Below are 23,560 nucleotides of genomic sequence, written 5' to 3' on the forward strand. Positions count from 1 at the left end.
AGAAGGCCCGCACATGCGGGCCTTTTTTTATGCTTTACGCTGCGTCTCTCGCCAGATACGCCAGGCCATGAGCGCCAGCAGGATCACGCCCACAATCAGCACGCTCCACACCAGCAGCGCGTTCATCCGGCTCTCCCGCTCGCCCGCAGAAGTGGCGGTTAAACGCGCCTCACCGCCCAACGCGACATCATCCACAATATCGGCCTGCGGCAGATTCGCCATATCATAGGTTTTGCGCAGGTCGGCGGGGATCAGCATGTCTGGCTCCAGGTTTGCTGGTTTTGCCGCCCCGTTTCCCCAGGCGAGCACGTACGGTGCTTTCCCCTGCGCGTTAAACACCAGATCAACGCGGTCGCGATGCCCTATGACGTTCGGAAGGTATTCAGGCAGACGCGCATTCAGCGTCGTGATTTTTACCGCCTGGACCCGCTCTCCGTTAAGCGAAACCGGCGCATACGTTTTGCCCTCCAGGCGGTAAAGAACCTCTTTTTTCAGGGGGTGCCATGTGTCTTTTTCCGTACTTCGCCACGCGATCTCCACGGGCAGAACGCCGTCGCCATTCAGCAAGAAGCTGACCGCGCTCAATGGCTGCGGGTGCGCCCAGTGCCACTGCGCTTCGCTTGTCGATAGCTGTTCCCCTTCCCCCTCCAGGTCGATCGCTTCCGGAGCCATCTGCGCAGGGGCGCTAATCGCGTTTACGCCGGTCAAGGTCATGCCCTGGCTCTGCGTATTCAGCACCACCATGAGATAGCGATTCGCATCAGGAGATAAAACCGTATCGGTATCGATCCGATCGAGCTTAAGGCGATCCTGGCCACTGACGACGTCCAGCAAGGGCATATCCTCGCGTAGGGTATACCAGCGCTTCAAATCCTCGCTGTAATAGACCGACGCCGTTCCCTGCCACGACGTCTGAGGGGGATTCCAGAGCAGCTGCAGCTGGGATATAGCCATCTCACCCGTCGCCTGCTCTGGCAAGGTCAGCAGATAATGTTGCCCGGCCACGGCAGCTTTCTGCCCTTCGAGCACAATCTCAACGCCATTTCCGGAACGGAGCAGGATCTTATTGCTATCACCGGCATCTGGCGCCGCGGCAAGCGGTGAGGCGTCCAGAGGAAAAAGACGCAGCACCGTGGATTGCGCCACCACCTGCGGGCGCGTCGCGGTGACCAGGCTGAAGGGAACCGGCTCACCCGACTGATTAAAGACGCGGACATCGTCCAGATTCGGGGAGGTGCTCTGTTCATAGACGGCGAGCGGCAGCAACACCCGATACCACTGGGAAGGAACCGACGTTTCCAGTGAACGACCAAAGGCATAATCCCGCGGCGATTCCGTTTGTATCTCGTCGCAGAACGCCATGCCCGATAGCGCCAGCAGCGTGGTACAGACTACCGCTTTCATCCATTTCATTTTTCATCTCCAGTTTTAGGCGGTAGTGGCGAGAAATACCCCACGATCAGGACCAGTATCGCCACGCCGATAAACGCCACGGCACGGGACATGCCGCCTCCGCCTGCGCTGTCCACCAGCATCAGTTTAACCATCACGACCCCCAGCAAGGCGGCCCCGCAGAGCCACTCCTGGCGGGAGGCCCGGCGGGTAGCATGGACCATGGCCACCAGCGCGATCAGCATCCAGAACAGGGCAAACGTGGTCTGGATAAGCCGCGAATCCCACAGCGACGCCATATTCCAGGCCACATCCCCATACCAGGCCAGAGCGCGCATCAGCGCCCCGTTAAGCCACCAGAAGCCAAACGCCATGATAGCAACGGCAGGCCACGGGCGGGCCTGAGCAAGCAACGCGGGATAGTAGCGATCCACTGCCCGATAAAAGACCACCAGCCCCAGCAGCGCGAATGCCGCGCCTTCCTCAAGCGGGTTCACCAGCGGCAGCCAGGTTTGCCGGTAAACGACGCCGTCCTGGAAATTGGTCACGACCAGCAGCACAAGCAGCGCCACGACGACAGGGATCGGCGCCAGGCAGGTATAGAGCGCAGGCCACTCCCCGAACGGCCACGCGCGGCGACGCACCGCCGCGGAAAGCGCCAGAATCACGCCGCCCCCAGCCGCCATCGCCAGTCCACTGCCCCACGCCGCCATGCCCCACGGTAGCGCGCGAGCAAACCAGTAAAGCTCAGCCGCCAGCGCCAGTAAAATCATCCAGCAAAGCGTCAGGTGCAGCCCCATCGCGACGCGCGGCAGCAGTCTTTCACCGTCACGTCGCAGCAGCATCAATGCGGCAGGAAGTGCAATGCACCAGGCCAGATTTGACCAGCCAGCGGCAACGATCTGCTGATGTGAAAGCTGGTAAACCACCATCACCAGCATCAGTGGCCACAGAAGCCATTTGCTGGCATCCAGCTCCCGCCACGCCAGACGAGCGGCAGCCTGGCGCCAGCCCCAGACCGAGACGGCCGAGAGCGCCAGCACGCCTGCCAGAACAGGTAATTCTTGTTTCAGTACCCGTTGCGAGGCCCCCAATAGCGCCACGATCCAGAACAACAGGCCGCCTGCCGACAACGCCCAACTGACCGGCAGAACACTTTTGCGCCATAGCCACGCCGCAGCCAGCCAGCAAAGGCTGAGGATGGCGAAGATAAGGAGAAGGCTCAGCGACGTCACGCCGTCCATTTGCGCCCACAGCGCGCTGCCGAGTGCCAGCACCAGCAGCGCCGTCCCGCTATAGCTCATACGACGCTGGTTCTGCTGCATGCCCAGCCAGAGGATACCCAGCCCCTCCAGCGCCCAGGCCATCGCCGTCCAGCGCGCCGAGAGTGCCAGCGGAATGGCGAGCGTAGCGAACCCGCCGCCGATGGCCAGCGCCGCCATGACCAGTCGTCGTCTGATGGACGGATAGCGCCGCAGCGCGAGGAACGCAAGGGAAAGATAAAATGCCCCATATCCGAGCGCGCTCAGCGCCGGGCCATATTCCCAGTGCCGGGTCATGCCGTACTGCATCCCGAAGCCAATCAGCGGCGGAGCAAACAGCAGTACGCCGTCAATAATCTGTTTCCCTTTTTCCTGCGCCCGCAGCGACAGCGCCACGCACAGCACGCCGAATATCAGCGTATTGGCAATCAGGAACAGCTGGCACACCCAATAGTGTTCAGGTTGATAGTCGTTCAGCCCCCAGAGGCCGCCCACGCCAAACGTAAAAAGCAGACCGAGCAGATTGAGCTCGCGCCAGTGCTGCCAGATGCTGATGGCGAGAATACCGATGGAAAGCAGGAGATAAAAAGAGAACAACGCCACAAAGTTGCCGCCTCCGGTAGACAGGAGCAGCGGTGCCAGATACCCGCCGAGGCTCGCCAGCATGGCCAGGCTCAAGGCCTTTTGCAGCACGGCCAGCCCGACGCTCGCGGCGCAAATCGCTACCAGCAGCGCAAAAGCCAGCGTCATCGGCAACATTTGCCAGAGCCGGAAGGCACCAAAGACCGTCAGGTAAAGAATGCCCGTCGCCCCACCCTGTAAGATAAGCGCATAAACCGGCTGCTTATGCCGCAGTCGCCAGCCAATCGCCAGCAGAATGATGGCAAACAGCGCCGTCGCCACCAGGCGCAGCTCAAGCGGGAACAGGGAATGTTCGACGGTATAGCGCAGCAGGAAAGAGAGACCGAGGAAAAGCAGCAGGATCCCCAGCTTCGCCAGCGGATTTCCCTGCATAAACCAGCGCACCAGCGACGTCAGTATGCCGCCAAAGGCGGATGGCTGTTTTGCCGCAGGGGCAGGAGCGGAAACGGGAGCGGGTTCAGCCCTGGGCACGCTGGCGTCCGGACGCCAGGGGTCGACAGGTGCGGGAGTGTGCTCCACCACTGGCGCGGTCACAACCACCGGCGCGGCGGTCTGCGCCGTCTCCGGCGCTATCTCAGCGGCACCACGCTGCTCAAGCGCTTCAATGCGCTGGCGAAGCCTGGCGATCTCCTGCCGCGCCGCCGTGCTCCGATTAAAGCCAATAACCGCAAGCACGGGCGCAACCACCAGCGCAAAAACCAGTAACAAACAGCCAAGGATGTAGAGCTCGTCCATGTTTCCACCTTCACCGTAAACTATTCGTTAAGATTGACACAAATCGTTGCATTTGTGCCATCTTAAAGGTGGAAACATTTACCGTCGCGTTAGCTGCCGACCCAGATCGTCGCGGATATCGCCGGCAGCGCCAGCACGCCGTCCTGAATCGTCGCCTTGCCCTCTTTATTCTTCCACGCAGCCACCTTCAACAGCGGGGAATCATCCAGCACCACTTCACAAGCCTCGCCCCGGTTGATAGTCACCAGCACGCGCTGCTGGTTATAGACGCGGACAAAGACCACCACGTTATCGTGGGCGTACACCACCTGGCAGCCGCCGTAGCGCAGGGCTAGACTCTGTTTACGCAGCTTCGCCAGCCGCTGATAGAGGCTGAACAGCACCTTGTCCTGTTTTTCTGGCGCCCACGGGAAGGTTTTGCGACAGAACGGATCGTTGTTGCCGTCCAGTCCCACTTCGTCTCCGTAGTAGATACACGGTACGCCCGGCCAGGTGAAGAGCCAGGTGACCGCCAGCGGGAGACGTGCCACATCCTTGCCGAGCAGGGATTTAAAGCGTGCGGTATCGTGACTATCAAGCTGGTTAAACATCCTCAGCTGCTGCTGATGAGACAGCCCGGCGCGGTAGTTATCCATCCACGCTGCGCAGGTTTCGGCGTCAATGTGGTTTGGATCGTAGGAGATATCGGTATTCGCCAGGAAACCCCATAGCGGGAAGGTAAAACCGCGATAGTTCATCGCCGCATCTTCGGCATCGTTTTGCAGCCACTGGCGCGCGTCGCCAAAGTGTTCGCCAAACACGAACGCTTCAGGCCGGGCCGCTTTTGCCGAGCGCGTGATCCCGCCGACGTGCTGCAGGTTATTTCGCGCCCCACCCGCTTCACCCAGCATATGTACGACGTCCAGACGCCAGCCGTCCATATTCCACGGGGCGTTCAGCCAGTGGCGGACGATGCTGTCTTCGCCGCCGTAAATCTCATTAACCAGCGTTGATGACTGGAAATCCAGCTTCGGCAGACTGGGGTAGCCCAGCCAGTCCAGGGCACGCCCCTCCTCATTAAAGATGTACCAGTCACGCTGCGGCGAGTCCGGGTTATGACATGCTCCGCCCATCGACTGGTTATGACGGTCAAACCAGGCGTGCGAATCTCCGCTGTGGTTAAACACGCCGTCCAGAATCAGGCGCATGCCTTCCTTAAGGGTGTTCTCTCGCAGGCGCAGCAGTGCCTCGTCCCCGCCAAACTGCGCGTCAACGTGGCGATAATCCTGTGTATCGTATTTATGTACGCTCGGGGCTTTAAACACCGGGTTGAGGTACAGCGCCGTCACGCCCAGTTTTTTCAGGTACGGCAGCTTTTCGCTGATGCCGTCGAGATCGCCGCCGTAAAACGTCGAGCCGCCCGCCTGCGCCGTCACCGGCTCATCCCATTTTTTCAGGATAATGTCGTGGCCCGCCGCGTGGTGGTGATAGACCTTATCCTGGTCGGCAGTGCGTTTTTCGCTACGCGCAAAGCGGTCCGGGAAAATCTGGTAAAAGACCTGATCGTTAACCCACTGCGGTCCGCTATCCGGATAATCAACGGCAAACTGTTCCAGCCGTGCGGGCGGGAACCGGCTAAACCCCTGCGGGGTAAACCACAGCTGACGATGGTTCCACAGCAGCTTGAAGCTATAACGGCGGCGCGGCTGCCCGCTACGCAAATCGATATTCGCCCGCCAGGCGGTGATCCCCGGCTGCGGCTGGCTGCGCAGCTTGTGCATTTTCAGCCCGGTCTCTTCATTATCAATTTCGGCGCGGAGCGTCACGCGTTCAGGCTGATTTTCCCCCGCCAGCCAGAGCGTAATCACAAGGTTGTCTTTGTTTTGCTTAACAAATGGGGCAACCGGAAGGTGCCAGGCATTTAACATCACGAATCCCCTTTGATGAAATTGACGTCACCTTGCCACAGGGTGGTTAAGGATAGCTCACCATGACGTGATTTATTGGGGGAGGAGGACGGGGGAGGAGGGATCAGTGCGGCCTGATGCCCTCACCCTAACCCTCTCCCACAGGGAGAGGGAATAAAAAAATTACTGCGCTTCTGCCAGTTGGCGATCGCGGCGGCATTTAAACACCCAGCCAACCAGCAGCAGGACGATCCACGCACAGCCCACGTAGAGGGAAATACGGGTATCCGGATGGTAGCCAATCAGGCCAATGATAAACACCAGGAAGATCAGCCCGACGACGGTTGTTGCAACGCCACCCGGGACTTTAAACTTCAGCGCTTTCGCCTCTTCCGGCGACAGTCGACGGCGGAACGCAATCTGCGACAGCAGGATCATGATCCACACCCACACGGTCGCGAAGGTCGCCAGCGACGCAATCACCAGGAAGACGTTCTCCGGCATGATGTAGTTCAGGTAAACCGAGAACAGCAGCGCAACGGTCATGACCACCACCGTCACCCACGGCGTGCCGCGGCGGGAGGTTTTAGCGAACACCTTCGGCGCACTGCCCTGCTCCGCCATGCCGTGTAGCATACGGCCTACGCCAAAGACGTCACTGTTGATCGCGGAAAGCGACGCGGTCAGCACCACGAAGTTCAGAATGCTGGCAGCAAACGCAATGCCCATATGCTGGAAGGTCAGCACAAACGGGCTACCGTTGGTACCGACCTGGTTCCATGGGTAGATGGACATAATCACGAACAGCGTGCCCACATAGAACACCAGAATACGCATCGGCACGGAGTTGATGGCACGTGGAATGGATTTCTCAGGGTCTTTCGCTTCCCCGGCGGTGATACCAATAATTTCAATACCGCCGTAGGCGAACATCACCATCTGCAGCGACATCACCATCCCGAGCCAGCCGTTGCTGAAGAAGCCCCCGTTGCTCCAGAGGTTATGGATCCCGGTCGGCTGACCGCCGTTGCCAATCCCCCAGAGGATGATGCCAAAACCGGCCACAATCATGATGATAATGGTGGCGACCTTGAAGAAGGAGAACCAGAACTCAAGTTCGCCGAACACCTTCACGCTCATCAGGTTGACGGCGCAGATGAGCAGCACCACGCTCAGCACCCAGATCCAGTGCGGCACCGTCGGGAACCAGACGCCCATATAGATACCAAACGCCGTCACATCGGCAATGGCCACAATCAAAATTTCAAAGCAGTAGGTCCAGCCAGTGATAAACCCGGCCAGCGGTCCGAGGTTTTCCTGCGCATAGCGCGAGAACGAACTGGCAGAAGGATTGTGAACCGACATCTCTCCGAGGGCGCGCATGATGATATACGCCGCCACGCCGCCAATGATGTAGGCCAGCAGAACGCTTGGACCGGCCATTTTGATGGCATCTGCCGAGCCATAAAAAAGACCGGTACCAATCGCAGAGCCCAGCGCCATAAAGCGGATGTGGCGTGTGCTGAGACCACGTTTAAGTTTGTTAGTGCTTTCCATTAAAATCTTGCCATTCAACACGAAAAAACAAAAAACCACGGGGCCTTAAGCCCCGTGGTTAAACAGTTTGTTGCCGTTGATTAATGGGCGTTAGATGCAACCTGGCGCCCTGCAGCACGGTCCCAGATAATCGCCAGAACCAGTGCAACAACGGTAGGCATCAGCCAGGCCAGGCCCTGCTCGGACAGCGGCAGACGCTGTGTCCAGGCGGGCAGAATCGCGGCGAACGCTGATGCTTTAATCCCGTCAAGGATACCAAAAATCAGGCTGATAAACATGGCTGGCGCAATAATTCGTGAGGAGTTATTCCACCACGGACGGGTGAAGCTCAGCACCACCAGCACGATGCACGGCGGATAGATGGCCGTCAGCACCGGAATAGAGACCTGAATCAGGTGGCTCAGACCGAGGTTGGACACCGCCATGGAGAAGATACCGAGGATAAACACCAGGGTGCGGTAAGAGAGCGGCAGATACTGCGCAAAGAACTCAGCACAGGCGCAGGTCAGGCCCACTGCGGTCACCAGACACGCCAGGAAAATCAGCGCCGCCAGCAGCATACTGCCCGCACCACCGAAGGTGTGCTGGACGTAAGCGTGCAGAATAGCCGCACCGTTCGCGTTCTGATCAACCAGCATGGCGCTATCAGAGCCCAGGCGGAACAGCGCCAGATACAGCAGCGTCAGACCCACACCAGCCATCAGGCCAGCCCAGATGGTATAGCGGGTCAGCAGACGCGCTTCGGTCACACCGCGGGAACGCGCGGCGTTAACGATAACAATACCAAACACCATTGCGCCCAGCGTATCCATCGTCAGGTAGCCGTTCACAAAACCGTTAGAGAACGCGGCGTTTTTATAGGCGTCCATTGCGTCGCTGATCGGGCCTGCTGGCCAGATGATAGCGGCCACAGCGAGAACGATCAGGGCGATGATTTTCAGCGGCGCCAGGAAGTTACCCACGGTATCCAGCAGTTTGCCCGGATAGAGGGAGACCAGAATGACAATCGCGAAGTAGACCAGGCTGTAGATAAACAGCGGCATCGGGCCGTCGCCGGTCAGCGGAGCAATCCCCACTTCAAAGGAAACGGTCGCCGTGCGCGGGGTGGCAAACAGCGGGCCCACGGCCAGATAGCAGACGGTGGCCAGCAGAACACCTGCGACTTTGCCAATCGGCGTGCTGAGGCTGTCCACGCCGCCACCGACTTTCGCCAGCGCGACGACGGTCAGTACCGGTAGACCCACGGCAGTAATCAGGAAACCAAACGCAGCGGTCCAGACGTGTTCACCCGCCTGTAAGCCAACCATTGGAGGGAAAATAATGTTGCCTGCGCCAACGAACAGCGCAAATGTCATAAAGCCCAGCGCGATGATGTCACGCGATTTTAAGTGATGGGTCATAAAACCTTACTGCCTGTGGATGTGGTGTTGAAAACATTGAGATTTTCGTTTTCCCTGACGGGACGATACAGCCGAAAAATTGCTCAATTTCAGCGGGAAATGCTCCCGTCCTGGCGTGGAGAAGAATAGTTTTTCGATTTACCACGCAAATACAGTCGGTCTGACAGTATCTGGGGGGCAATTTAAACGCTTATAACGTTTAAAGGCAAGGTGGGATCTCAAAACCAGAACAATATGCCAGCATGAAAATACACGCCAGCACAATACGCTATTTACAGGAAAAACTCATGGCTAATCATGCGAACAAAAAACACCCAGCCGTATATTATTCATCCGCGTTTCGCTTGACTGCAAAGCAAACGGGCCAGCAGATGCTGACCCGTGGAAAGGGAAAATGACACACCTGCCCTCAGGCGGTCTTTTTGGCAATTAATCGTTCCGGAATAACGAAACTGAAGCGGGTTCCTTTCCCCAGCGTACTCTGAATATCAAGTCGGCTTTCGTGGTGATTTACCGCGTGCTTCACAATCGCCAGCCCCAGGCCGCTCCCCCCTGTTTGCCGCGACCGCGCTTTATCCACGCGGTAGAAGCGTTCGGTCAGACGCGGGATATGCTCCGGTGCGATCCCCGGCCCGTTATCTTCCACGCTAAACTCGGCGCCCGTAGGGGTACGGTTCCAGCGCACCATAATATCCGTTCCTTCCGGCGTATGGTTCACTGCGTTGTACACCAGGTTAGATATGGCGCTACGAAGCTCATCCTCACTGCCCAGCACCTTTAGCGTGCTGTCGACCTCGAAGGTCAGGTGATGCTTTTTGTGGCTTAACGTCTGCGCTTCACGCTCCACGACCCGCAGCATCATCGGCACATCTATCGTGTCATTCAGCGCAAGCGTAGGCGCCGCTTCAATCTTCGAGAGCGTCAGCAGCTGCTTCACCAGCCCTTCCATGCGATGCGTTTGCTCGCGCATGGTATGCAGCGCTTTTTCACGCGGCGCACCTTCCAGCGTTTGCTCCTGCATCATCTCCAGATAGCCCTGAAGCACGGTCAACGGAGTACGCAGTTCGTGGCTGACGTTCGCAAAGAAATTACGGCGCGCGCCCTCAAGCTGGTGCATTTGGGTGACATCGCGCGCCACCATCAGCCACTGCTTATCGCTGTAAGGCATCACGCGGATTTCCAGATGGCGACCATTATTGAGCTTCAGATTGTGCGGGCGGGTAAAATCACGCTTTTTCAGATACAGCGTGAATTCGGGATAGCGTAAAAGGTTAAGGATGTTCTGACCGTTATCGTCCGGCCAGCGAAGGCCCAGCAGCTGTTGCGCCAGGCCGTTACACCAGAAGATGGTGCCTTCTTCAGTGGTCAGGATGACCGCATCCGGCAACGACTCCGCCCCGCTGCGAAAACGCTTAATCAGGCTTCCCAGCTCGCGACGGCGCTTTTTATTACGCATCTGCATCTGGTGCAGGCCGTACAGCAGGGGCTCCCAGCTGCCGCTGCCCGGCGGTGGGGTCATACTGCGGTCAACCCACAGCCACCAGGAGAGGCGCAGCAGGTTCCAGAAATGCCAGATCAGCAGCCCGGTGACCGACGCCAGCAGAAACCACGGCAGATGTCCGAGAAAGGCCCCAAGAAGGAAGGCCGGAATACAGCATAAGATCAGTTCAAAGACGAGCCTTTTCCATGACAGACGTTCCAGCACGCGTCACACTCCTGTCATTGTTCAGAAACGGGTCGAAAAACGATAACCCGTGCCGCGGACCGTCTGTACCATGCGATCGTGGCCGCTCAGTTCCAGCGCTTTTCGCAGGCGGCGAATATGTACGTCAACCGTCCGGTCTTCGACATACACGTTAGTTCCCCAGACGTTATTCAGCAACTGCTCGCGGCTGTATACGCGTTCCGGGTGAGTCATAAAGAAGTGCAGGAGTTTAAATTCGGTAGGGCCCATATCGAGGGGGTTTTCGCCGGTCATCACGCGGTGCGAGGTAGGGTCAAGGCTGAGTCCCTGCATCTCTATCACCTCTTCCACCGCCATCGGTGAAATACGGCGCATCACGGCTTTAATGCGGGCGACCAGCTCTTTTGGGGAGAACGGTTTAGTGATGTAATCGTCCGCGCCGGTTTCTAGTCCGCGCACGCGATCCTCTTCCTCTCCGCGCGCCGTGAGCATGACAACCGGGATGTCGCGGGTCAGTGCCTCACGCTTCAGGTGTTTGATAAACTGCAGTCCGGAGCCGCCAGGCAACATCCAGTCCAGCAGAATCAGATCGGGCCAGGGTTCATTCAGCTGGTTCACTGCGCTGTCATAATCTTCCGCTTCAACCGGCTGGAAGCCATTTTGCTCGAGCACGAAGCACACCATTTCACGAATTGGAGCTTCATCTTCTACGACCAGAATACGTCTCGCCATACTTTGCCCTGTCTTATCTTATTAAGTTACACGTTTGTAATTCGGCGCCATTATGCGTCAGATTTATGACAGATTTATGAAAAACATTACCACGGTAGCGGGCAAACCGTTGTTTTATTACAGCGGTTATTTTCCCTTCTCTGAACGTTTATAATCCTGCTTTCTCATTTTTGCCACGGAACCGCTATGCGCATACTTCACACCTCGGACTGGCATCTCGGTCAAAATTTTTACAGCAAAAGCCGTGCGGCTGAACATGAAGCGTTCCTGAACTGGCTGCTGGAGACGGCGCAGGCCCACGAGGTCGATGCGATTATTGTCGCGGGTGACATCTTTGATACGGGGTCGCCCCCCAGCTATGCGCGCGAGCTGTATAACCGCTTCGTGGTGAATTTGCAGCAGACCGGCTGTCATCTGGTGATAGTCGCCGGTAACCATGACTCCGTGGCAACGCTCAATGAATCCCGCGACATTCTGGCGTTTCTCAATACTACCGTCGTCGCCAGCGCCGGGCATGCCCCGCAGATCCTGAAAAAACGCGACGGTACGCCGGGGGCGGTGCTGTGCCCGATCCCCTTTTTACGCCCGCGCGATATCGTACAAAGTCAGGCGGGACTGTCGGGCACGGAAAAGCAGCAACATTTATTACAGGCCATCACCGACTATTATCACCAGCAGCACGCGGATGCCTGCAACCTGCGTGGCGAACAGCCGATACCGGTGATTGCGACCGGGCATCTCACCACCGTTGGGGCCAGTAAAAGTGACGCCGTGCGTGACATCTATATCGGCACGCTGGACGCCTTTCCGGCGCAGAACTTCCCGCCTGCGGACTACATTGCGCTCGGGCATATTCACCGCGCCCAGGTTATCGGCGGCTGCGAACATATTCGCTACTGCGGATCCCCTATTTCGCTCAGTTTCGATGAAACCGGCAAAGCCAAATCCGTGCATCTGGTGAGCTTCAGCGAGGGCAAACTCAGTGCCGTCGAGACGCTGGAGGTGCCGGTCACCCAGCCGCTGGCGGTGCTGAAAGGCGATCTGGAGGCCATCACCGCTCAGCTTGAACAGTGGCGCGGCACCGCGCTTAATCCCCCCGTCTGGCTGGATATCGAAATCACTACGGATGACTACCTGCATGATATGCAGCGAAAAATCCAGGCGCTGACGGAAGACTTGCCGGTAGAGGTCTTACTGGTGCGCCGCAGCCGCGAGCAGCGCGAGAAAATTCTGTTAAGCGCCCAGCGGGAAACGCTCAGCGAGTTGCGGGTAGAAGAGGTGTTTGAGCGCAGGCTCTTGCAGGAGGATATTGACGACGCGAAGCGCGAAAGACTCAGCGAACTGTTCACCCATACCCTGCATGCCCTCAATGACGAGGAAGAAAACGCATGAAAATTTTGAGCCTGCGTCTGAAAAATCTCAACTCCCTCAAGGGCGAGTGGAAAATTGACTTTACCGCTGAACCCTTTGCCAGCAACGGGCTGTTTGCCATTACCGGCGCCACAGGCGCAGGTAAAACCACCCTGCTCGACGCCATCTGTCTGGCGCTTTATCACGAAACGCCGCGCCTGAGTAAGGTTTCCCAGGCACAAAACGACCTGATGACGCGAGATACCGCCGAGTGTCTGGCGGAAGTGGAGTTTGAGGTAAAAGGCATCGCCTACCGCGCCTTCTGGAGCCAGAACCGGGCACGCAACCAGCCGGACGGCAACCTGCAGGCGCCGCGCGTGGAGCTGGCCCGCTGCGAAGATGGCAAAATCCTCGCCGATAAAGTCACGGACAAGCTGGAGCAAACCGCCGCGCTCACCGGTCTGGACTATGGCCGCTTTACCCGTTCAATGTTGCTCTCACAGGGGCAATTTGCCGCCTTCCTGAATGCCAAACCGAGCGATCGCGCAGAGCTGCTGGAAGAGCTGACAGGCACCGAAATCTACGGCCAGATTTCCGCCATGGTGTTTGAAAAACACAAAGCCGCCCGCAGCCTGCTGGAAAAGTGCGAGGCGCAGGCAGCGGGCGTCGTGCTGCTGAGTGAAGAACAGCAGCAGCAATTACAGCAAAGTTTGCAGGCACTTACTGACGAAGAGAAAACGTTGCTGGCACAGCAGCAAAACCAGCAGAAACATTTTCAGTGGCTTACCCGTCATGATGAGCTTGTGCGCGAGCAACAACGCATCACCGCATTGCAGCAGCAGGCACAACAGGCTCTGACGGACGCTGCGCCTGAGCTGGCAAAGCTCCAGCTTGCGCAGCCCGCCGCCCAGCTTCGTCCGCTCTGGGCGCACCAGCAGGAGCAAACCGCGCGTCTGACGCAAACCCAGCAGCGAATTATTGAAGTAAATACTCGCTTACAAGCCAAAACCGCGCTGCGCGCGCGGATCCGTAATACTGCCCTGCGTACCCACGCCGAGCTTCATACTGAACTGACGGCGCTGGCGCAGTGGCTGGCGGAGCACGAGCGTTATCGCCTGCTGGGTCAGGAGATTGCCGGATGGCGCGCGCTCTTCTCACAGCTTAACCGCGATAAAAACCAGTTGGCCACGCACGCTGCGCGGATGACTGAGTTACGTAACAAGCTGACTGACATGCCGGAAAATACGCTCACGCTGACGGCGGATGAGGTCAACGTGGCAATGGAGCAGCAGTCCCGGTCACGCACGCAGCGCCAGCGGCTGACGTCGCTACACGCTCGCTATCAGCCGCTGCAAAAGCGCCTGCGCCAGAGCAATGAAAACGTACAGAAAGCCCAGGCGGAGCAGAGCAAACTTAATGAAACGTTGACGCTGCGCCGCCAGCAGTACAAAGAGAAACACCAGCACTATCTGGATCTGAAGGCCCTGTGCGAGCGTGAAGCGACAATTAAAGATCTGGAAAGCTATCGTTCACAGCTTGAGGCAGGCAAACCTTGTCCCCTGTGCGGTTCCTGCGAGCATCCCGCCATTGAGCAATATCAATCGCTTGAGCTGACGGATAACCAGCGCCGCCGTGATGCGCTGGAAAAAGAGGTGGCCGCGCTAAAAGAAGAAGGCCTGCTGGTGCTGGGGCAGGTTAATGCCCTGGCTCAGCAGATTCAGCGCGAGACGGGCGACGTGCAGACCCTGTCTGAGGAAGAGCAAGCACTCACTAAAGAGTGGCTTGAGATCTGCGCGTCCCTGAATATCACATTGAATATTCAGGAAGATATCGCGCCATGGATAAACGAGCAGGAACACTATGAGCGCCAGCTTTATCAGCTCAGCCAGCGTCTTACCCTGCAAAACCAGCTGAACGAACAGGAAGCGCAGGCGCGCCAGTATCAGCAGCAGCTGACGGCGACACGCCAGACGCTGGAACATACCCTGCTCACGCTGTCGCTTAGCGTTCCCGAAGAGGGGAACGAAGCCGCCTGGCTGCACGCCCGCGAAGGAGAATTCGCGCAGTGGCAGGAAAAACAAACGCAGCACGGCGTGCTTGTGGAACGCAGCAACGCTCTGAAGCCGTTGCTCGACACACTTCCGGCAACCCACACCGAAGAGACCGAACCGGCCATTCCTGATGGCTGGCGCGCCATTCACGATGAATGCGTATCGCTGCAAAGCCAGCTTACCGCCCAGCAGCAACAGGAGGCGCTGGAGCAAGAGCGCCTGCAACAGTCGCAGACCCAATTCTCCGCGGCGCTCTCTGCCAGCTGTTTTGCCGACAGGGAGGCGTTCATTGCCGCCCTGCTGGATGATGACACCCTCCGTGGCCTCGAACAGCTGAAGCAGTCGTTGGAAAACCAGATACAGCAGGCCACGGCGCTATCCGGCCAGGCGAACCAGCAGCTACAGGCGCATGTTGCGCTGCGCCCGGAAGGTCTCGAGGCCGATGCATCCACTTTGCAAATCCAGCTGCAGCAGCTGGCGCAACAGCTTCGCGAGAACACCACGCATCAGGGCGAGATCCGCCAGCAGCTCAAGCAGGACAGCGACAACCGTCAGCATCAGCTGACGTTGATGCAGCAAATTGAAGAGGCCGCGCGTCAGGCCGACGACTGGGGCTATCTGAACGCGCTGATCGGCTCCAGTACCGGCGATAAGTTCCGTAAGTTCGCTCAGGGGCTGACGCTGGATAATCTCGTCTGGCTTGCTAACCAGCAGCTAAATCGCCTGCACGGGCGTTATCTGCTCCAGCGCAAAGCCAGCGATGCGCTGGAGCTGGAAGTAGTCGACACCTGGCAGGCGGATGCCGTACGCGATACACGCACGCTCTCTGGCGGCGAGAGCTTCCTGGTCAGCCTGGCGCTGGCGCTGGCGCTTTCCGATCTGGTGAGCCACAAAACGCGAATCGATTCGCTGTTCCTGGATGAAGGATTCGGCACCCTCGACAGTGAAACGCTGGATACCGCACTGGATGCGCTCGACGCGCTGAACGCTACCGGGAAAACCATCGGCGTCATTAGCCACGTCGAGGCGATGAAAGAGCGCATACCGGTGCAGATTAAGGTGAAGAAGATTAATGGGCTGGGGTATAGCAGGCTGGACAGGGAGTTTGCTGTGGGGTGAATAAAGGGTCGCTGCGGTCTGGTGCCCTCACCCTGGCCCTCTCCCACAGGGAGAGGGTACAAACATCAAAAACAGCAACTTGCGTTGCTGTTTTGCTTTTATTCCGGCCACAGCCACGCCGCGCCGCGCACGCCGCTGGAGTCGCCGTGGACAGCTTTACGGATCGGGGTTTCACACTCGCCGCCGAAAACCCACTGCTTCACAAGATTTGGCACCGTGGCGTACAAGCGGTCAACGTTGCTCATCCCGCCCCCCAGCACAATCACGTCCGGATCGAGAATATTCACGACGTGCGCCAGCGATTTTGCCAGACGCATTTCGTAACGGCTCAGGGCCAGTTCAGCCACCGGATCCTGTTCTTCAACCAGACGCATGATTTCATTACCCTTGAGCGGTCGACCGCTCAGGCGGTGGTAATCGGTCGCAAAACCGGTGCCGGAGATAAACGTCTCAATACAGCCCTGCTTGCCGCAGTAACACGGCACGTCGGCGCGGTATTTGAGTTCATCTTCATCCATCCACGGCAGCGGATTGTGCCCCCACTCGCCCGCCGTGCCGTTGCCACCGATGTGCGAACGCCCCCCAAACGCCACGCCCGCACCGCAGCCGGTCCCGATAATCACCGCAAAAACGGTCTGCGCCCCTGCGGCGGCGCCATCAACGGCTTCGGAGACCGCCAGGCAGTTGGCGTCATTGGCCAGACGCACTTCCCGGTTCAGACGCGCGCTTAAATCTTTATCAAATGGCTGACCGTTCAGCCAGGTGGAGTTAGCATTTTTAACCACGCCGGTATAAGGGGAGATTGACCCCGGGATACCCATCCCGACGGTACCGCTTTGCCCTGTCGCCTGCTCGGCCATATCGACCAGCCGGGCAATCGTCTCGATGGTCTGGTGGTAATCATCGCGCGGCGTAGGCAGACGGTGGCGGAACAGCTGTTCCCCCTGCTCGCTCAGTGCAATGACTTCTGTTTTGGTGCCGCCCAAATCAATCCCAATACGCACAAGACTCTCCTCATTCTTTTGATTATCAACAGAGTAGAAGCACGCTTCCCGATTAGCAATGCAAGCGATGCGACAATTCGTTATCATGCCCGCTGATTTAACGACAAGGCCGTGGAAATTATCATGCTGTGGTTCAAAAATTTGATGGTTTACCGTCTCAGCCGCGACGTTTCGCTGCGTGCAGAAGAGATGGAAAAACAGTTAGCCGCTTATAGCTTTTCCCCTTGCGGTAGCCAGGATATGGCAAAAACCGGTTGGGTTCCGCCAATGGGTTCACAAAGCGATGCCCTGACCCACGCCAGCAGCACGGGACAAATCATCGTTTGCGCTCGCAAAGAAGAGAAAATTCTGCCCACGCCGGTGGTGAAGCAAGCGCTTGAAGCAAAAATCTTCAAGCTGGAAGCCGAGCAGGGCCGCAAGCTGAAAAAAACCGAAAAAGATTCGCTGAAAGATGAAGTCCTGCACTCTCTGCTGCCGCGCGCTTTTAGCCGCTTTAGCCAGACGATGATGTGGATCGATACCGTTAACGGGCTGATCATGGTCGACTGCGCCAGCGCCAAAAAAGCAGAAGATACCCTGGCCCTGCTGCGTAAAAGTATCGGTTCTTTACCGGTCGTTCCGCTGGCACTGGAAACGCCGATTGAGCTGACCCTGACAGAATGGGTTCGCAGTGGTACTGCGGCGCAAGGTTTCCAAATTCTGGATGAAGCCGAGCTGAAAGCCCTGCTGGAAGATGGCGGCGTGATCCGCGCCAAAAAGCAGGATCTGGTGAGTGACGAAATCGCGGTACACATCGAAGCCGGGAAAGTCGTTACCAAACTGGCGCTCGACTGGCAGCAGCGCATTCAGTTCGTGATGTGTGATGACGGCTCCGTGAAGCGTCTGAAGTTCTGCGATGAGCTGCGCGATCAAAACGAAGATATTGACCGGGAAGATTACGCCCAGCGTTTTGATGCGGACTTTATCCTGATGACCGGTGAGCTGGCGGCGTTAATTCAGAATCTGGTGGAAGGTCTCGGCGGCGAAGCGCAGAGATAACAGGCAAAACACAGGCCGGGTAAGCGTTAGCGTCACCCGGCTTTTTTTTATTTCAAATAGCGGCACAGATAAGAGGTCGGTTCAGCAACCTGCAAATGAAATTCGCTGTGGCCAGGAACGTTGAAGGCTTCCCCGGCAGCGTAAACTTTCCATTCCGTTTCACCCGGCAGTAAGACGTTCAGCGCGCCGCTGACTACCGTCATCTCTTCCGCTTCGGCCGTGCCAAAGGTGTATTCCCCTTCAGCCATGACGCCCACACTGGCGCGGCCCGTGCTGCTGCTGGTAAAACCAATGGATTTCACTTTACCGGAAAAGTATTCGTTACTTTGAAGCATGAACTGGCCCTTATATTCAGAGATAAAAATTCACTATAGGGGCCATGCTCATTGCCTGTCACGCAAAATCATTACATCAGGAGTTCGGAAGCCAGGCGCGCCATCAGAACATTTGATAACAGCACCGGCACGTCCAGCGCCTTTTGCAATAAATCACGGTGATGCTGATGGAAACCGAGGCAGTCCAGTATCAACACATCCGCCCCTTTCTCCAGTAGTGCCTTCCCGGCAGCGATCAGTTTGGCCTCGCTGTCCCAGAAGGGATTTGCCAGGGCATACAGAGGCGTTTTTTCAAGCACGTGCCATTTTGCTTCCTGGTTGTTCATGAGCTCTTCCATCGGCACAATCACCCCCACCTGATGCCCGTCAACAATAGAGGCCACCAGCGGCGGAATGATGCGCATTGGCTCAAGCAAAATCGCATTGCGCGCCACCAGTCCCTTAATGGGGGCGGTACTCATCAGCAAAATAACGTCATAATCTTGATTATCGAGCACTTCTATCACTGCCTGCAGCGAACGCTCAATTTTCTGTCGTGAAACATGCGCCAGTTTACCGTCGCTTAATAACGTCGCCAGGGGCTCCTCCCCCGCCTCAACAGCGTAGTCCTCCATGACCTCTTCCCGGCTCATCTTACCAAGCAGGCTGAGATGCGTGATCTGCTGTTCAGAGACATGCTCGGTTAAAAGCGGTAACACTTCGCTTACAGGGACCACACCAATAGTGAGGATCGCCAACGTTGCCTTCATCGTCTTCGCCTTCCATTACTACAAAATCTTATTACACAGGTACAGGCTCACTACGCTGCACAGTTCGTTTTTTCAACAAAACAGCACCAAGCGTAGCAGGTGATCTGCATCGCGAAATGTAAAGATCACCTGCGGGTAACGGAGTCACCTGTAATAACTAAATATTAACTCCTGCTTAACATTGGCGATGAGTAAAAAGTGTGATTCAGGCACGGTATTGGAGCGTTTAGGAAAACATCTATGACTTTTCGGGATCTTCGTAGCGCCGTTTGGCATCCAGGGCTTCCTGTTCAGTCTCATGTTCACTGATCAGCGAGTCCGGTTTGGGGTGATCGGCACGCAGCTGATACCAGGTCACGGTTTGATCGCCTGTGCCTTTTTCAACGGTAACGATACGTGCTTCGCGCGGATAGGGAGGTCTGGTTGGCATAGCTCATCCTTTTTTTATGTCTGAGCTATCAGTATAGACGGCGGTTAGCTGGCACAAGCCAAACGCAGGGCGGTAATAATCTGAATCACCACCTCTTCCGGTGCCGCAGAAGCATCCACAACGTGGTGCGCCGCTTCACGGTACAGGGCATCACGCTCGGCCAGGACTTCGCTCACCTCTTCGCTGAGCGGTCTGGAGGTCAGCGCCGGACGTTGTCCCTCCTCCGGAAAGGCCTCAAGGCGCCCCACGAGAGCCGAAACCGGCGCGCAGAGATAGATCACAATGCCCTTTTCACGCATAAAATGCCGGTTACACTCGGCGAGAACAATCCCCCCTCCTGTCGCAATCACGGCTGACGGCGTGGTGACCGCTTTCAGCGCGGCCGTTTCGCGTGCGCGAAAGCTCTCCCATCCCTCTTGCTCAACAATGTCCGCGATGGTTCTGCCGGCCTCGGTTTGCAGCCAGTGGTCGGTATCAACAAACTGACGATGACATGCGCGTGCCAGTTCCAGGCCAACGGTGGTTTTCCCACAGCCGCGGGGGCCAACTAAAAAGATGGGTTGGGTCATAGCCAGGTGTTCCCCTTGATGCCGGATGGCTGAAGAGTGTAAAGAAATCATTGCAGAAGATGTGTAGAATACTTTACTGCAAAGCGGTACGGGATGACAACCCTGCGGAAGCCACACTGTACCACAAAGTGACAATAATTATCATTACGCTGTGCGACGCTTCACTTCCAGCAGCCATTTATCCAGTTCGGCAGCAAACTGCTGGCGATCGCGCTGGGACAGACTGTCCGGCCCTCCGGTCTGCACGCCGCTGGCCCGCATGGTATCCATAAAATCACGCATAGTGAGTTTTTCCCGGATGGTTGAAGGCGAATAACGTTCACCGCGCGGGTTGAGCGCCGCTGCGCCTTTCTCCAGCACTTCCGCCGCCAGTGGAATATCAGCGGTAATGACCAGATCCTCCGGGCTGCACAGACGAACAATTTCATTATCCGCCACGTCGAACCCGGCCGGGACGCGCAAGGAACGGATAAAGCGCGAAGGCGGAACGCGGATATTCTGGTTCGCCACCAGCGTCAGTGGCATCTGAACGCGCTCGGCGGCGCGGAATAAAATCTCTTTAATCACATTCGGACACGCGTCCGCATCAACCCAAATCGCCATATTGTCTCCCCATAATGTCTCTGCCGACTATTGTCGCCTGCATTTCGTTGTTAAGCTATCAATCAGAGAAAACAACGCATAATGACGGAGAATCGTGATGGATAAGAAAATCGGGTTTATCGGCTGCGGTAACATGGGCAAAGCCATCCTGGGCGGCCTGATCGCCAGCGGGCAGGTTCTGCCCGGTCAGATTTGGGTCTATACCCCGTCACCGGACAACGTCGCCGCATTGCGCGATCAATACGGGATCAACGCCGCCGAAAGCGCGCAGGAAGTCGCCCAGGTCGCCGATATCGTCTTTGGCGCCGTTAAGCCGAACATCATGATCAAAGTGTTGAGCGACATCACCTCCAGTCTGAATAAAGAGACGCTGGTCGTGTCGATTGCCGCGGGCGTGACGCTCGATCAACTGGCCCGCGCGCTCGGTCATGACCGTAAAATCGTCCGCGCGATGCCCAATACTCCCTCACTGGTTAATGCCGGTATGACCTCCGTCACCCCTAACGCGCTGGTGACCTCAGAAGAGGTGGCTGATGTGCTGAACATTTTCCGCTGCTTCGGTGAGGCGGAAGTGATTGCGGAATCCATGATCCATCCTGTTGTCGGCGTCAGCGGCTCTGCACCTGCATACGTGTTCATGTTTTTAGAAGCCATGGCCGACGCCGCCGTGCTTGGCGGCATGCCGCGTGCGCAGGCGTATAAATTCGCCGCGCAGGCGGTGATGGGTTCCGCCAAAATGGTGCTGGAGACCGGTAAACATCCGGGCGAACTGAAGGACATGGTCTGCTCGCCTGGCGGCACGACCATCGAAGCGGTACGAGTGCTGGAAGAACGTGGATTCCGCTCTGCCGTCATCGAGGCGATGGCAAAATGCATGGAAAAATCAGAGAAGCTGAGTAAATCCTGATTTCTGACCGGGCGTCAGGCGGCCACTTCGGTGCGGCCGCGCCCGGCATTTTTCGCCTTATACAGCGCCACATCTGCCGCCTTCAGCCATTCCCGGTAATGTCGAAACTGCGGCCCCCAGGGGGCAACACCTACGCTGATGCGCAGAGGCTCTTTCGGTGCGCACGGTAAGGACAACGTTTCCAGACGCTCGTGCACCCGAGACATGACGGCGATGGCGCTTTCAGCCGCTGTCTGCGACATAATCACGGCAAACTCATCTCCGCCAAAACGGCCTATCGCATCGCCTGACCTGACTGACATCTGAAGCTGACGGGTAAGAGCAACAATCGCCTTATCGCCCACGTCATGCCCCCAGGTATCATTGATGTTTTTAAAATGGTCGATATCAATCAGCAAAATGGTGGCGTTGCAGTGGCTCCGACGGCAGTGCTCAAACTCATTACGCAGCAGCATTTCCCAGTGTCGTCGGTTAAAGACCCCGGTCATGCCGTCGCGGGTACTCATCATTTCCAGCCGCCGCTTATGTTCCGCAAGCCTGATGGCCGTCCGGTGGCTGAGCCAGGCAAACAGCATGGGATAAAGCATGAGCACCGGAAGCGTTAAGCCCCACTCCAAGGGGTCGGGGTTGAAGACAGTTACTTTCCCGACGAGGGGCAGCGTCACCAGCGCGGTCAGGAGGGTTAGCGTTATCCCCACAAGAAACAGGCGGCAGCCACCGGAGCCCATCATGTTCATTCCCACCATCATTACCAGCGCTGCCGTGGGTAATGCATACAGCCCCATCACGCCAATCCAGAGCCCGGCGATAATGGCATCCATCTTAAGGTTGAAAATCTCCTGCTGGTGAGGTGATGCGGCGCGGCAGGATAACTGCCAGGCAAAATGGGGCCAGACGAACGACCACCCTACCAGGATCAACCACCAGCCGCCGGGTAAAAAATGGATGACCAGCATTCCCGCCACGGGGAAAAACATGGCTGCCAAACCAACAGCGCGCGCCAGCCGAACCCGCCGGGCAAACTGGATGCCGGCGTGGTAAGGGTCATCCTGAGAAAGGGTTAAACTCCACTCTTCCCGAATGCGCTTTTTGTTGTAACACGTTTCATCATTCATCATTTTTGGGAATATTCTGAAACATTTTCCCAAATTATAGAGAGGGGGACTGCGGGGAAAGTATGAAATTTCGGGTGAGCAGCCGACGCCACTCACCCGTTAGAACTACACTTGTTTCTTCAGACAGGCACTCATGAACTTGCTGCGATCGTCTCCCTTCAGGGACTGTTCGGTCGCTTTCGCATTACACTCGCGCATTTTTTGCTGCTGCGGCGTCAGACTTTTTTCGCCAGGCTTCGCGGCACCGTTTTTAAGGCAGTCGCTCATATAGGTCTTACGGGCATCGCCTTTCAGACTCTGGGACGTCGCCTGTTGATTACAGGTCGTCATCCGTTGCTGCTGAGGCGTTAGCGTTTTTTCTTCCGCATTCGCCGATGAGATCAGGAACAGGCCGGAGAGCAGAGTAACCAGTAATGTTGTTTTCATTGCACCATCCTTTTGTGAATATTCCCTGTAAGTCTGGTTCGTAACAGGAAAAAACCACCCGGCAGCGGTGATTTGCCGGGAATTTCTCATTTCAGACCCAACGTACCGGTATTGGCGGTATCGACATAAAGGATAGGGGAAGTAACGCGATAACACGCGTGCTCTGTTTCACTTTTATTTTCTCCCGGTACAAACAGATAAAAAATAAATACAGAGCAGCGCCAGGCATCCTGCATGACAATTTTGTGAAACGTCAGAACCGTTCGTGACGGCTTAACTGCGCGGATGCCTCAACAGCTTCTTTACGTATTGCTGCAGCAATTCGGCATCCTCTGGTGGAACCTGAGTGTCGGGTCGAGCCTTATCCAGCGCCCCTTCGATGCTATTGATTAACGCCTGCTGATCGGATGTATCCATCCGCCGCAATAGCGCGGTGACGACAATTTCCAGCGCTTCGACCTGGGCAACCAGTTCTTTAGACTCTTCTTCCTTTTGTGCAAGCTTAACCAGCAACTCAGCAATGAGATTCTTCATCGTGCTATTTCCTTATGGGGTTTCCTCTGAAATTAACACC

At 57.0% G+C, this 23,560-nt stretch carries 20 protein-coding genes; 4 read left to right on the forward strand and 16 right to left on the reverse strand.

The features are described 5' to 3' along the window. Positions 1-27: 27 nt before the first annotated feature. The 7 genes from O1723_RS16835 to phoB form a co-directional block, all read right to left on the reverse strand. Positions 28-1,413, reverse strand: coding sequence for a DUF3999 family protein (locus O1723_RS16835; RefSeq protein ID WP_248190924.1), 1,386 nt, complete (start codon positions 1,411-1,413; stop codon positions 28-30). Next, positions 1,410-4,031 carry a DUF2339 domain-containing protein gene (locus O1723_RS16840; RefSeq protein ID WP_248190926.1) on the reverse strand — a complete coding sequence of 874 codons (2,622 nt, stop codon included), beginning with the start codon at positions 4,029-4,031 and terminating at the stop codon, positions 1,410-1,412. Before O1723_RS16840 ends, O1723_RS16835 begins: the two co-directional genes overlap by 4 nt. Before the next feature lie 89 nt (positions 4,032-4,120). Next, the gene (gene malZ / locus O1723_RS16845; protein WP_248190928.1) at positions 4,121-5,938 is read right to left on the reverse strand and encodes a maltodextrin glucosidase; all 1,818 of its coding nucleotides are present in this window, start codon (positions 5,936-5,938) and stop codon (positions 4,121-4,123) included. 162 nt (positions 5,939-6,100) lie between these two features. Then, on the reverse strand, positions 6,101-7,474 hold the full coding sequence (gene proY / locus O1723_RS16850) for a proline-specific permease ProY (protein WP_014882745.1): 1,374 nt from the start codon (positions 7,472-7,474) through the stop codon (positions 6,101-6,103). A gap of 80 nt (positions 7,475-7,554) precedes the next feature. Further along, on the reverse strand, positions 7,555-8,874 hold the full coding sequence (gene brnQ / locus O1723_RS16855) for a branched-chain amino acid transporter carrier protein BrnQ (protein WP_014882744.1): 1,320 nt from the start codon (positions 8,872-8,874) through the stop codon (positions 7,555-7,557). A gap of 409 nt (positions 8,875-9,283) precedes the next feature. Continuing rightward, on the reverse strand, positions 9,284-10,579 hold the full coding sequence (gene phoR / locus O1723_RS16860) for a phosphate regulon sensor histidine kinase PhoR (protein ID WP_014882743.1): 1,296 nt from the start codon (positions 10,577-10,579) through the stop codon (positions 9,284-9,286). 21 nt (positions 10,580-10,600) lie between these two features. Then, positions 10,601-11,290 carry a phosphate response regulator transcription factor PhoB gene (gene phoB / locus O1723_RS16865; protein WP_008503265.1) on the reverse strand — a complete coding sequence of 230 codons (690 nt, stop codon included), beginning with the start codon at positions 11,288-11,290 and terminating at the stop codon, positions 10,601-10,603. A gap of 186 nt (positions 11,291-11,476) precedes the next feature. Between phoB and sbcD the strand changes: the two genes are divergently transcribed. Together sbcD and sbcC are read left to right on the forward strand one after the other, a co-directional pair. Next, positions 11,477-12,682, forward strand: a complete 1,206-nt coding sequence (gene sbcD / locus O1723_RS16870; RefSeq protein ID WP_014882742.1) for an exonuclease subunit SbcD — start codon at positions 11,477-11,479, stop codon at positions 12,680-12,682. Continuing rightward, positions 12,679-15,810, forward strand: a complete 3,132-nt coding sequence (sbcC, locus tag O1723_RS16875; protein WP_014882741.1) for an exonuclease subunit SbcC — start codon at positions 12,679-12,681, stop codon at positions 15,808-15,810. Before sbcD ends, sbcC begins: the two co-directional genes overlap by 4 nt. Positions 15,811-15,908: 98 nt before the next feature. On the opposite strand, the gene mak is transcribed toward sbcC, so the two are convergent. Beyond that, a complete protein-coding gene (mak, locus tag O1723_RS16880; protein WP_014882740.1) occupies positions 15,909-16,814 on the reverse strand; it encodes a fructokinase in 906 nt (301 codons plus the stop codon). Positions 16,815-16,937: 123 nt separating this feature from the next. On the opposite strand from mak, the gene rdgC reads away from it, so the two are divergent. Continuing rightward, a complete protein-coding gene (gene rdgC / locus O1723_RS16885; protein ID WP_014882739.1) occupies positions 16,938-17,852 on the forward strand; it encodes a recombination-associated protein RdgC in 915 nt (304 codons plus the stop codon). A gap of 47 nt (positions 17,853-17,899) precedes the next feature. Here the strand turns inward: rdgC and ppnP are convergent, their stop codons facing one another. From ppnP to O1723_RS16910, 5 genes are all read right to left on the reverse strand, one after another. Continuing rightward, entirely contained in the window at positions 17,900-18,187 is a 288-nt protein-coding gene (gene ppnP, locus O1723_RS16890; RefSeq protein WP_014882738.1) for a pyrimidine/purine nucleoside phosphorylase, read from the reverse strand. 71 nt (positions 18,188-18,258) lie between these two features. Next, positions 18,259-18,936: an AroM family protein gene (locus tag O1723_RS16895; RefSeq protein ID WP_014882737.1), complete on the reverse strand. Its 678-nt coding sequence runs from the start codon at positions 18,934-18,936 to the stop codon at positions 18,259-18,261. A 238-nt stretch (positions 18,937-19,174) separates the two neighbouring features. Beyond that, entirely contained in the window at positions 19,175-19,366 is a 192-nt protein-coding gene (gene yaiA, locus O1723_RS16900; RefSeq protein WP_014882736.1) for a protein YaiA, read from the reverse strand. A gap of 44 nt (positions 19,367-19,410) precedes the next feature. After that, entirely contained in the window at positions 19,411-19,935 is a 525-nt protein-coding gene (gene aroL, locus O1723_RS16905) for a shikimate kinase AroL (RefSeq protein WP_014882735.1), read from the reverse strand. A gap of 144 nt (positions 19,936-20,079) precedes the next feature. Beyond that, positions 20,080-20,538, reverse strand: a complete 459-nt coding sequence (locus O1723_RS16910; RefSeq protein WP_014882734.1) for a YaiI/YqxD family protein — start codon at positions 20,536-20,538, stop codon at positions 20,080-20,082. Between the two features lie 97 nt (positions 20,539-20,635). Between O1723_RS16910 and proC the strand changes: the two genes are divergently transcribed. Next, entirely contained in the window at positions 20,636-21,445 is an 810-nt protein-coding gene (gene proC / locus O1723_RS16915; protein ID WP_014882733.1) for a pyrroline-5-carboxylate reductase, read from the forward strand. A 14-nt stretch (positions 21,446-21,459) separates the two neighbouring features. Here the strand turns inward: proC and adrA are convergent, their stop codons facing one another. The 3 genes from adrA to iraP form a co-directional block, all read right to left on the reverse strand. After that, a complete protein-coding gene (adrA, locus tag O1723_RS16920) occupies positions 21,460-22,563 on the reverse strand; it encodes a diguanylate cyclase AdrA (RefSeq protein ID WP_248190930.1) in 1,104 nt (367 codons plus the stop codon). Positions 22,564-22,665: 102 nt separating this feature from the next. Beyond that, a complete protein-coding gene (psiF, locus tag O1723_RS16925) occupies positions 22,666-22,986 on the reverse strand; it encodes a phosphate starvation-inducible protein PsiF (RefSeq protein WP_014882731.1) in 321 nt (106 codons plus the stop codon). A 273-nt stretch (positions 22,987-23,259) separates the two neighbouring features. Beyond that, complete coding sequence (gene iraP, locus O1723_RS16930) at positions 23,260-23,520, reverse strand: anti-adapter protein IraP (protein WP_014882730.1); 261 nt, start codon at positions 23,518-23,520, stop codon at positions 23,260-23,262. Between the last annotated feature and the right edge of the window lie 40 nt (positions 23,521-23,560).

The organism is Enterobacter cloacae complex sp. HYC080_NIDB (assembly GCF_056673325.1).

Coding starts and splice junctions, on each gene's coding strand:
- adrA (WP_248190930.1), bottom strand. CDS start 22,563: ATGATGAATGATGAAACGTGTTACAACAAAAAGCGCATTCGGGAAGAG.
- proC (WP_014882733.1), top strand. CDS start 20,636: ATGGATAAGAAAATCGGGTTTATCGGCTGCGGTAACATGGGCAAAGCC.
- sbcC (WP_014882741.1), top strand. CDS start 12,679: ATGAAAATTTTGAGCCTGCGTCTGAAAAATCTCAACTCCCTCAAGGGC.
- O1723_RS16895 (WP_014882737.1), bottom strand. CDS start 18,936: ATGAAGGCAACGTTGGCGATCCTCACTATTGGTGTGGTCCCTGTAAGC.
- proY (WP_014882745.1), bottom strand. CDS start 7,474: ATGGAAAGCACTAACAAACTTAAACGTGGTCTCAGCACACGCCACATC.
- phoB (WP_008503265.1), bottom strand. CDS start 11,290: ATGGCGAGACGTATTCTGGTCGTAGAAGATGAAGCTCCAATTCGTGAA.
- yaiA (WP_014882736.1), bottom strand. CDS start 19,366: ATGCCAACCAGACCTCCCTATCCGCGCGAAGCACGTATCGTTACCGTT.
- O1723_RS16840 (WP_248190926.1), bottom strand. CDS start 4,031: ATGGACGAGCTCTACATCCTTGGCTGTTTGTTACTGGTTTTTGCGCTG.
- brnQ (WP_014882744.1), bottom strand. CDS start 8,874: ATGACCCATCACTTAAAATCGCGTGACATCATCGCGCTGGGCTTTATG.
- psiF (WP_014882731.1), bottom strand. CDS start 22,986: ATGAAAACAACATTACTGGTTACTCTGCTCTCCGGCCTGTTCCTGATC.
- iraP (WP_014882730.1), bottom strand. CDS start 23,520: ATGAAGAATCTCATTGCTGAGTTGCTGGTTAAGCTTGCACAAAAGGAA.
- ppnP (WP_014882738.1), bottom strand. CDS start 18,187: ATGCTTCAAAGTAACGAATACTTTTCCGGTAAAGTGAAATCCATTGGT.
- aroL (WP_014882735.1), bottom strand. CDS start 19,935: ATGACCCAACCCATCTTTTTAGTTGGCCCCCGCGGCTGTGGGAAAACC.
- rdgC (WP_014882739.1), top strand. CDS start 16,938: ATGCTGTGGTTCAAAAATTTGATGGTTTACCGTCTCAGCCGCGACGTT.
- O1723_RS16835 (WP_248190924.1), bottom strand. CDS start 1,413: ATGAAATGGATGAAAGCGGTAGTCTGTACCACGCTGCTGGCGCTATCG.
- O1723_RS16910 (WP_014882734.1), bottom strand. CDS start 20,538: ATGGCGATTTGGGTTGATGCGGACGCGTGTCCGAATGTGATTAAAGAG.
- malZ (WP_248190928.1), bottom strand. CDS start 5,938: ATGTTAAATGCCTGGCACCTTCCGGTTGCCCCATTTGTTAAGCAAAAC.
- sbcD (WP_014882742.1), top strand. CDS start 11,477: ATGCGCATACTTCACACCTCGGACTGGCATCTCGGTCAAAATTTTTAC.